Origin of the sequence: Sphingobium sp. MP9-4 (assembly GCF_005281675.1) — a bacterium.
In the GTDB taxonomy this organism is placed as follows: Bacteria; Pseudomonadota; Alphaproteobacteria; order Sphingomonadales; family Sphingomonadaceae; genus Sphingobium; species Sphingobium yanoikuyae.
On the sequence record NZ_LUFI01000096.1, the window covers coordinates 1 to 7,359 of the forward strand.

Consider the following 7,359-nt stretch of genomic DNA (forward strand, 5'->3'; position numbering starts at 1 on the left):
GACCGGGCAGGATCAGGCGAAGGGCGGACGTGGTGGCGGGCTGTCGGATCATCCATGGTCTCCTTGCTGTCATGACGACAATATGCGGGGGAAACGGGCGAACCGGCCGGATCGATCCGCAATCGGGTCGAACGGCGCTTGCCAGCGCCCGTCATTTCCGCACAATGAGCGGCAACAATATAGCATGTTCGGGACGCCGGGTCGTCCCATGCCGGGGGGCAAGTGAGAGCGAAATTCGTACGGGAGTCCGCCGATGTCCGGCGGCAGGCACTGATCGACGCAACGGCAAAATGTCTGGCGGAAAAGGGCGTGGCAGGCACCTCTGTCCGCGCCATCTGCGCCGCCGCGGGCGTGTCGTCCGGGCTGCTGACCCATTATTTCGAGGGTGTCGATGCGCTGATCCTGGCCACTTATCGCGATGTCGGGCAGCGCGTGTCCCAGGCCATGGACGATGCGATCATGGGCGCGGGCGATGATCCGCTGGACCGGCTGCGTGCCTTTCTCCAGGCCAATTTCCGTGAGCCCGTGCTGGACGCCGACCTGCTCGCCACCTGGATCGCCTTCTGGAGCCTGATCAAGTCCAACGCCGATGTCGCGGCCGCCCATGCCGACATCTATGCCGCATCGCGCGCGCAGCTGGAGGGGCTGGTCGCCGCCGCCGCGCCGGCCTTCTCCGCCGCGCAGGTACGGCTCAAGGCCATCGGCCTCACCGCGCTGGTCGACGGGCTGTGGCTGGAATATTGCCTGGATCCCACCAGTTTCAGCGCGGCGGAGGCGCAGCAGCTGGTCGAACGGGCCATGGGTCATGCCCTGCGGGATCAATGAGCTGTTCGATTAATCGGATAGTGTGTGATCGCTTTTATCTATCAACATGTCCGAGAAAACCAATTTCCCCCGAATCATCCGCTTCCCTAAACAGGCTTCGCAACAGCAACCCTAATCAAGGAACTGGATAGCCCATGGCTCTCATCAACACCCCCCTGCAGCCTTTCAAGGCAACCGCTTTCAAGGAAGGCAAGTTCGTCGACGTCACCGATGCCGACGTCAAGGGCAAGTGGGCCGTCTTCTTCTTCTACCCGGCCGACTTCACCTTCGTCTGCCCGACCGAGCTGGAAGACCTGGCCGACATCTACCCCACCCTGCAGGGCATGGGCGTGGAAGTTTACTCGGTGTCGACCGACACCCACTTCTGCCACAAGGCCTGGCACGACACCTCGCCGGCCATCGGCAAGATCAACTATTACATGCTGGGTGACCAGAACCACGACATCTCGAACCAGTTCGGCGTGCTGCGCGAAGGCGTTGGCCTGGCCGACCGCGGCACCTTCGTGCTCGATCCCGAAGGCGTGATCCAGCTGGTCGAAATCACCCCCGAGGGCGTGGGTCGCAACGCGGCCGAACTGCTGCGCAAGATCAAGGCGCTGCAGTACTGGACCAGCCATCCGGGCGAAGTCTGCCCCGCCAAGTGGGAAGAAGGCGCGGAAACCCTCGCCCCCTCGCTCGACCTCGTCGGCAAGATCTAAGCATCTTTAGGTGCTGAAAGGCCGCCGGGTTCGCCCAGATTGAGGGGACCCGGCGGACCTTCAAAAAGCTTTCTACAGACTTATCTCTATTTCAACGGGGCTTTTGGGTCGCACCAATTCCCCGGACGGGCCGTCGCGTCCTCCCGATCGGGACGGCCCGCCATTTTTTCCCACGGAGCCAGACAGACATGTTGGACGCAAATCTCAAGGGGCAGTTGAAAGCCTATCTGGCGAACATCACCCAGCCGATCGAGCTGGTGGCTTCGCTGGATGAAAGCGCGAAGTCGCGCGAAATGAACGAATTGCTGACCGAAATCGCCGAGCTTTCGGACAAGGTCAGCCTTGCCACCGGTTCGGACAAGCGCAAGCCCAGCTTCATGATCCGCCGCGTCGGCACCGATATCGGCGTCACCTTCGCCGGCCTGCCGATGGGCCATGAATTCACCTCGCTCGTGCTCGCCCTGCTGCAGGTCGGCGGTCATCCGTCCAAGGCCGCGCAGGATCTGATCCAGCAGGTGAAGGATCTGGACGGCGACTATGCGTTCGAAACCTATTTCTCGCTGTCGTGCCAGAACTGCCCCGACGTGGTGCAGGCGCTGAACCTGATGAGCGTCTTGAACCCCCGGATCAGCCATGTCGCGATCGACGGCGGCCTGTTCAAGGATGAGGTCGACGCCCGCAAGGTCATGGCCGTGCCCACCATCTTCCTCAACGGCGAACCCTTCGGCCAGGGCCGGATGGAGCTGGAGCAGATCGTCGCCAAGATCGACAGCGGCGCCGAGGCGAAGGCGGCGGAGAAGATTCGCAAGCAGGATCCCTTCGAGGTGCTGGTGGTCGGCGGCGGCCCCGCTGGCGCGGCTGCGGCCATCTATTCGGCACGCAAAGGCATTCGCACCGGCGTGGCGGCGGAACGCTTCGGCGGTCAGGTGCTCGACACCATGGACATCGAGAATTTCATCTCGGTCAGCCGCACCGAAGGCCCCAAGCTCGCCTCGGCGCTGGAGGCGCACGTCAAGGATTATGACGTCGAGATCATGAACCTGCAGAAGGCGGCGAAGCTGATCCCGGCCAAGACCGAAGGCGGCTATCATGAGGTCGTGCTGGAAAATGGCGCGTCGCTGAAGGGCCGCACCATCATCCTGTCGACCGGCGCCCGCTGGCGCCAGATGGGCGTGCCCGGCGAAGACGAATATCGCAACAAGGGCGTGGCTTACTGCCCGCACTGCGATGGTCCGCTGTTCAAGGGCAAGCGCGTGGCGGTGATCGGCGGCGGCAATAGCGGCGTCGAAGCGGCGATCGACCTGGCCGGCATCGTCGCCCATGTCACCCTGATCGAGTTTGACAGCCAGCTGCGCGCCGACGCGGTGCTGCAGCGCAAGCTCGCCAGCCTGCCCAACGTCAAGATCATCACCTCGGCCCTGACCACCAGGGTGAACGGCAATGGCGAGCGGGTGAGTGGCCTCAGCTACAAGGACCGCAACAGCGGCACCGAGCATGATGTCGAGCTGGAAGGCATTTTCGTCCAGATCGGCCTGGTCCCGAACACCGAATGGCTCAAGGACACGATCGCCCTCTCGCCCCGTGGCGAGATCGAGATCGACGCGCGCGGCGAAACCAGCCAGCCCGGCATCTTCGCTGCCGGCGACTGCACCACCGTGCCCTACAAGCAGATCGTCATCGCGATGGGGGCAGGGTCAACCGCAGCCCTGTCGGCCTTCGACTATCTGATCCGCCTGCCCACTGCCGAGGAAGCGGCCGAGGCAGCCTGAAAAATGCCCGCCTGAACCAGTTCCCCCCTTCTGGTTTTCAGGCCAGCGAAGGCCGGTCCGTTCCCCTGACGGACCGGCCTTTTTCCTATTCTCTCGTCCGAAATGCGCGACCGCTCAGCTTTCGATCAGGTCGAGATAAGCGACGACATCATTGTCGGTGGCGAGGAACAGACCGTCCTGCACGTCCTGCGGCTGCTGCTCGGCGACGCGCAGGGCTTCGCTCAGGGGGCCGTACAGGATCGTCATCGCCGCACCGTCGTCGCCCAGATGATAGAGGCGGACGGTCGCGCTGTCATAGGTGGTGCGCATCGCCCTTCCCTATCAGATCGGCGCGGCAAAGTCAGCGCCGGTCCTTCACCTTCATGCTCGGGGCAAGCTGGTTCTGGCCGATACGGACGACATCGTCGGTAAAATTGGCGACGAAGGTCGAGCCGCGCGCAAGGCCCGGCACGAAGCCGGCCTTGTTCCCTTCGATCACCAGGGCGCTGCTGTCCTGCTCGCGGCCCTCTGGCGCAATGGTGATGAAGGCCGACCAATTATCCTTGTCCTTGCCCTGCACCATGTCGTTGCCGACGATCTGGCCACTGGCGCCGTTACTGAGGTCGATCATGTAATTGGTGAGATGGCCGCCGCTGTCGTCAAAGCTGTTGTCGCGGATATCGACCTGCGCGGCGCGGCTCTTGAGATAATGGCCGCCATCGCCCTGGTCGAAGCGCGAACGGGTGACGCTAAGGCGCGCGACCCGGCCGATATAGATGCCATGGGCGCAGTCGAGATCGCGGTCGCACCGGCCCAGATGGCGGAAAGTCGACTTGTCGATCTGGACCGTGGCACCGCGATCCTCGCCGGTCAGAATGCCTTCCTCGCTGTTGCGGAACAGGCTGTTGCTGACGGAAAGATTGCCTTTTTCGAGGCGGATGCCCGATCCATTGCCGTCAGGCACGCGCAGATTCTGGAAGATCAGGCCGTCGACCATGGTGGTGCGGCCGCGCAGCACCAGAGCTGCCTTTTCCTCACAAACCACCCCGTCGAAAATCGCACTGCCCGGCGTTGCCGCCTTGATCGTCACCTCGCCGCCATTCTGCACGGCGCATTGGCGATAGGTGCCCGGCGCGACGATGATCGTGCCCTTGCCATCGCCGATCGCGCCGATCGCATCGGCAAGCGAGACAAAGCCCCGGCCATTTTCGGCAAGGGTGAACGGGGCCGGCGCACTCTGGGCAAAGGCCGACGCGGTGATGGCTGCGGACACCAGCAGCAGGGTCAAGAAGATGCGCATGGCATCAAGGCTAGGCGCCGACCGCATCATAGCCAAGCCCCATAGTAAACCTGAAAGCACATGCCCCACTTTGGGGCAGGATTATTGCCAAGACGTTTACAGGGGTCCGGCGCCCCGAAAAGGCCGTTCGCCTTTCACCTGACCGTCGGCGAAGCGGCAGACCGCAACGCAATGACATCCTGATCGAACGCACCGCACGCCCGCCCGTCGCTTCCGCTTGCAGAACAGGAGATTGAGGCCGGCATATCTGACCGGTTGGCTGCCGTGATCGCTGTGGTGGACAAGTCCCCCAAGGCAATATGAACCGCCTTGTTGCGGACCATGCCCTAATCGCGGACCTTACCCCGGATCGCATCGAAGAAAGCCAGCGGATCAGCTGGGTCCAGCGGGCGCTGTTGCCAGATTGAGACTTCCTCCAGCACCGCGTTGGTGATCGTGCTGATCAGGTCGAGGGATGCGTCGATCCCGTACAGTTCACGCAGATGACCGGTGATCTCTCTCGTACTCATTCCAGGCGCGTACATCGATATGATCTTGTCATCGAAGCCAGGGAAACAGCGCTGGCATTTAGCAATCAGCTGCGGGGCGAAACTGCCCGTCCGATCGCGTGCTACTTCCATCTCGATCCGCCGCCCGTCAGTCGTCACTGTCTTGCGGCAATAGCCGTTTGGGGTGTTGCCCCTTTGTTCGTCCTGGCCAAGATGGTGATCCATCTCCGCATTGAGCGCCCGTTCGGCAAACGCCTTCTTCTGGGAATCGAGCCGGCCGCCTTGGCTTAGCGCAGCCGCGGCATCAGTGTCAGCTAGGCCGGATCGCCATTCAGGATTCACAAACGGCGTGATGTCTGATTCATGTGGCTCCGTGTTGAGGCGCGGAGCGGATGGATGGGGATCAAGCGATATGAGCTAACCGAGGCGCAGTGGGCGAGGATAGCCCTTTTGCTGCCCGGTAAGGCCGGCGATCCGGGCCGAACGGGATCGGATAACCGATTGTTCGTGAACGGATGTTTGTGGATTTTACGCTCAGGCGCACACTGGTGCGATCTGCCGGAACGCTACACCCGTTGGAAGACAGTTCATCGGCGTTTCAGCCGGTGGTGCCATGCTGGTGTATGGGAGCGAGCAGGGCCCGGAGTGTTCTGGCGGTGGTTGTAGCCTTGCGGTCTTTCATTTTGACGACGAGCGTCAGGCAGGATTGCCGCTCATGGGCGACTAGGATGGCTTGTCCATAGGTTGCAAAGAGCATGGCGTCGGCTTCCCAATGGCCTGGCGTGCATCGGTCGTCGGCCTCGCCGGGGCGCTCGCAGAGCGGTTTTCTGCCAGTAATGAAGTTTGCCGGCGAGCCGCCCGGCTTTCGGCGCCAGCCGCGTTTGGACTTGCCGCGCGCAAGGTAGAGGCGCCAGCTGAAGTCCTGGGTTCGCCGTATCTGGGCATAGACGAAGCGATAGATGCGCTCATGACTGACGACGGCGTGACGGGCATCATGTGTCATGCGCCCGACGATCTGTTCGGGTGATCATCCCCGCCGCCATTCGGTCGAGCACGGCTTCGCGTAGCGCGTGATCGCGCTCAAGCCGGGAGCCCGACCACCGTCGTGCCGCTGCCCGTTCCTGCGCATGGACGGGGCGATAGCCGATCGTGTGGCCGCTGTTGTGCTTCAGTTCCCGAGAGATCGTCGATGCCGAGCGATCCAGAGCTGCAGCGATTTGCCGGATCGATTGCCCGTCTTCATGAAGACGGGCAATCGAACACCGTTCCTCAAGCGTAAGCTGGTAATATCCTGACATGGCAACACCTGTCTGCGGTGTTGCACTTCGCTTGTGAACTCAGGGGATCCATTCGGCACTACGCCCGAGAGCGAGCGCAGAATGGATCCCGGATCAAGTCCGGGATGACGAAGATGGAGAGGCCAGCATTTGCGCGTCAGCCGTCAAAACCCGACATCGTCAGGCAAGCGCAGCAAAGCCCTGTCCGTCTCGCCTAATCTCTGATCTACCCTGAGCGAAGCACCAGCACCGCCCCCTTCTCTCGCCCCGGCCGGAGCCCGCCACGGTCGGTGCCCCATGTGTCACCTCCCTGTCGCGTCGGCATGACCCAACCGGCGCGTCGGCCCGACGCTGTCCTGACCCAGTTGACGCGCGACTGGCGCGCCATGGGCGCGTGGCGAGCGCGTATCCAGTGCAAACAGCCCGAAATGCCACACGACACTGTGAACTTCGCCCCTGTCGCGTCGGCATGCCCCTTGCCGATCCCGCTTTATCGGCAATAACCTTCCTCGCCCGGCTTCACGATCAGGCAGTCCTGCTTGTCGGCGAGATATTTGAAGCCCGTCTCCGCCCCCGTGCCGGGCCGGATGGCGAGATCGCGGCCATCGCGCACGAAACGGATCGTCGCGCCATCGGCCAGGCCGCTATAGGTCGCCTCCCGGTCGAGATTATCCTTGTTGGCCAGCGCATAATGGCCCGGCTTGCCGTCGGGTGCGGGCTGGATGTCGAGGAACAGCCCTTCCGGCCCGGTCCAGCGCCCGACCCATTCGTCGGTAGGCAGCGCCGCACCTACATTGTCCGGGGCCGCGACAGAGTCCGTATCCTCGATCGCCTCGGCATGGGCCGGCACGCTCGCATTGTTCGCCACCGCTTCATTGTCCACGCCCTTGGCGCAGCCACCCAGCAGCAATAGCGCGCCCAGACCGGGCAGGATCAGGCGAAGGGCGGACGTGGTGGCGGGCTGTCGGATCATCCATGGTCTCCTTGCTGTCATGACGACAATATGCGGGGGAAACGGGCGAA

The 7,359-nt window shown here is 62.9% G+C and carries 8 protein-coding genes and 2 pseudogenes; 4 read left to right on the forward strand and 6 right to left on the reverse strand.

What is annotated here, in order from left to right; translation table 11 throughout:
- Positions 1-222 precede the first annotated feature (222 nt).
- The 3 genes from betI to ahpF all read left to right on the forward strand — a co-directional run bounded on the left by betI (position 223) and on the right by ahpF (position 3,292).
- Complete coding sequence (gene betI / locus A0U87_RS24995) at positions 223-825, forward strand: transcriptional regulator BetI (protein ID WP_048938281.1); 603 nt, start codon at positions 223-225, stop codon at positions 823-825.
- A gap of 134 nt (positions 826-959) precedes the next feature.
- Complete coding sequence (gene ahpC / locus A0U87_RS25000) at positions 960-1,523, forward strand: alkyl hydroperoxide reductase subunit C (protein WP_004210655.1); 564 nt, start codon at positions 960-962, stop codon at positions 1,521-1,523.
- Positions 1,524-1,711: 188 nt separating this feature from the next.
- Complete coding sequence (ahpF, locus tag A0U87_RS25005) at positions 1,712-3,292, forward strand: alkyl hydroperoxide reductase subunit F (protein ID WP_048938280.1); 1,581 nt, start codon at positions 1,712-1,714, stop codon at positions 3,290-3,292.
- A gap of 114 nt (positions 3,293-3,406) precedes the next feature.
- Here ahpF and A0U87_RS25010 read toward each other — a convergent pair whose 3' ends face one another.
- From A0U87_RS25010 to A0U87_RS25020, 3 genes and pseudogenes are all read right to left on the reverse strand, one after another.
- The gene (locus A0U87_RS25010) at positions 3,407-3,601 is read right to left on the reverse strand and encodes a hypothetical protein (protein WP_048938279.1); all 195 of its coding nucleotides are present in this window, start codon (positions 3,599-3,601) and stop codon (positions 3,407-3,409) included.
- A gap of 31 nt (positions 3,602-3,632) precedes the next feature.
- Positions 3,633-4,571, reverse strand: a complete 939-nt coding sequence (locus A0U87_RS25015) for a right-handed parallel beta-helix repeat-containing protein (protein WP_048938345.1) — start codon at positions 4,569-4,571, stop codon at positions 3,633-3,635.
- Positions 4,572-4,900: 329 nt separating this feature from the next.
- Positions 4,901-5,401, reverse strand: a pseudogene (locus tag A0U87_RS25020) (transposase); the annotation flags it as partial.
- A 60-nt stretch (positions 5,402-5,461) separates the two neighbouring features.
- Here A0U87_RS25020 and A0U87_RS25025 point away from each other — a divergent pair.
- Positions 5,462-5,692 (forward strand): annotated as a pseudogene (locus tag A0U87_RS25025) (transposase); the annotation flags it as partial.
- On the opposite strand, the gene A0U87_RS25030 reads toward A0U87_RS25025, so the two are convergent.
- The 3 genes from A0U87_RS25030 to A0U87_RS25045 form a co-directional block, all read right to left on the reverse strand.
- Complete coding sequence (locus A0U87_RS25030) at positions 5,658-6,062, reverse strand: hypothetical protein (protein WP_048938283.1); 405 nt, start codon at positions 6,060-6,062, stop codon at positions 5,658-5,660. The pseudogene A0U87_RS25025 and the gene A0U87_RS25030 overlap by 35 nt on opposite strands.
- Positions 6,052-6,357: a helix-turn-helix domain-containing protein gene (locus A0U87_RS25035; protein ID WP_080993624.1), complete on the reverse strand. Its 306-nt coding sequence runs from the start codon at positions 6,355-6,357 to the stop codon at positions 6,052-6,054. The genes A0U87_RS25030 and A0U87_RS25035 overlap by 11 nt, the downstream gene beginning before the upstream one ends.
- A 469-nt stretch (positions 6,358-6,826) precedes the next feature.
- Entirely contained in the window at positions 6,827-7,309 is a 483-nt protein-coding gene (locus A0U87_RS25045; RefSeq protein WP_048938282.1) for a hypothetical protein, read from the reverse strand.
- Between the last annotated feature and the right edge of the window lie 50 nt (positions 7,310-7,359).

Coding starts and splice junctions, on each gene's coding strand:
- ahpC (WP_004210655.1), top strand. CDS start 960: ATGGCTCTCATCAACACCCCCCTGCAGCCTTTCAAGGCAACCGCTTTC.
- ahpF (WP_048938280.1), top strand. CDS start 1,712: ATGTTGGACGCAAATCTCAAGGGGCAGTTGAAAGCCTATCTGGCGAAC.
- A0U87_RS25010 (WP_048938279.1), bottom strand. CDS start 3,601: ATGCGCACCACCTATGACAGCGCGACCGTCCGCCTCTATCATCTGGGC.
- A0U87_RS25015 (WP_048938345.1), bottom strand. CDS start 4,571: ATGCGCATCTTCTTGACCCTGCTGCTGGTGTCCGCAGCCATCACCGCG.
- A0U87_RS25030 (WP_048938283.1), bottom strand. CDS start 6,062: ATGACACATGATGCCCGTCACGCCGTCGTCAGTCATGAGCGCATCTAT.
- A0U87_RS25035 (WP_080993624.1), bottom strand. CDS start 6,357: ATGTCAGGATATTACCAGCTTACGCTTGAGGAACGGTGTTCGATTGCC.
- A0U87_RS25045 (WP_048938282.1), bottom strand. CDS start 7,309: ATGATCCGACAGCCCGCCACCACGTCCGCCCTTCGCCTGATCCTGCCC.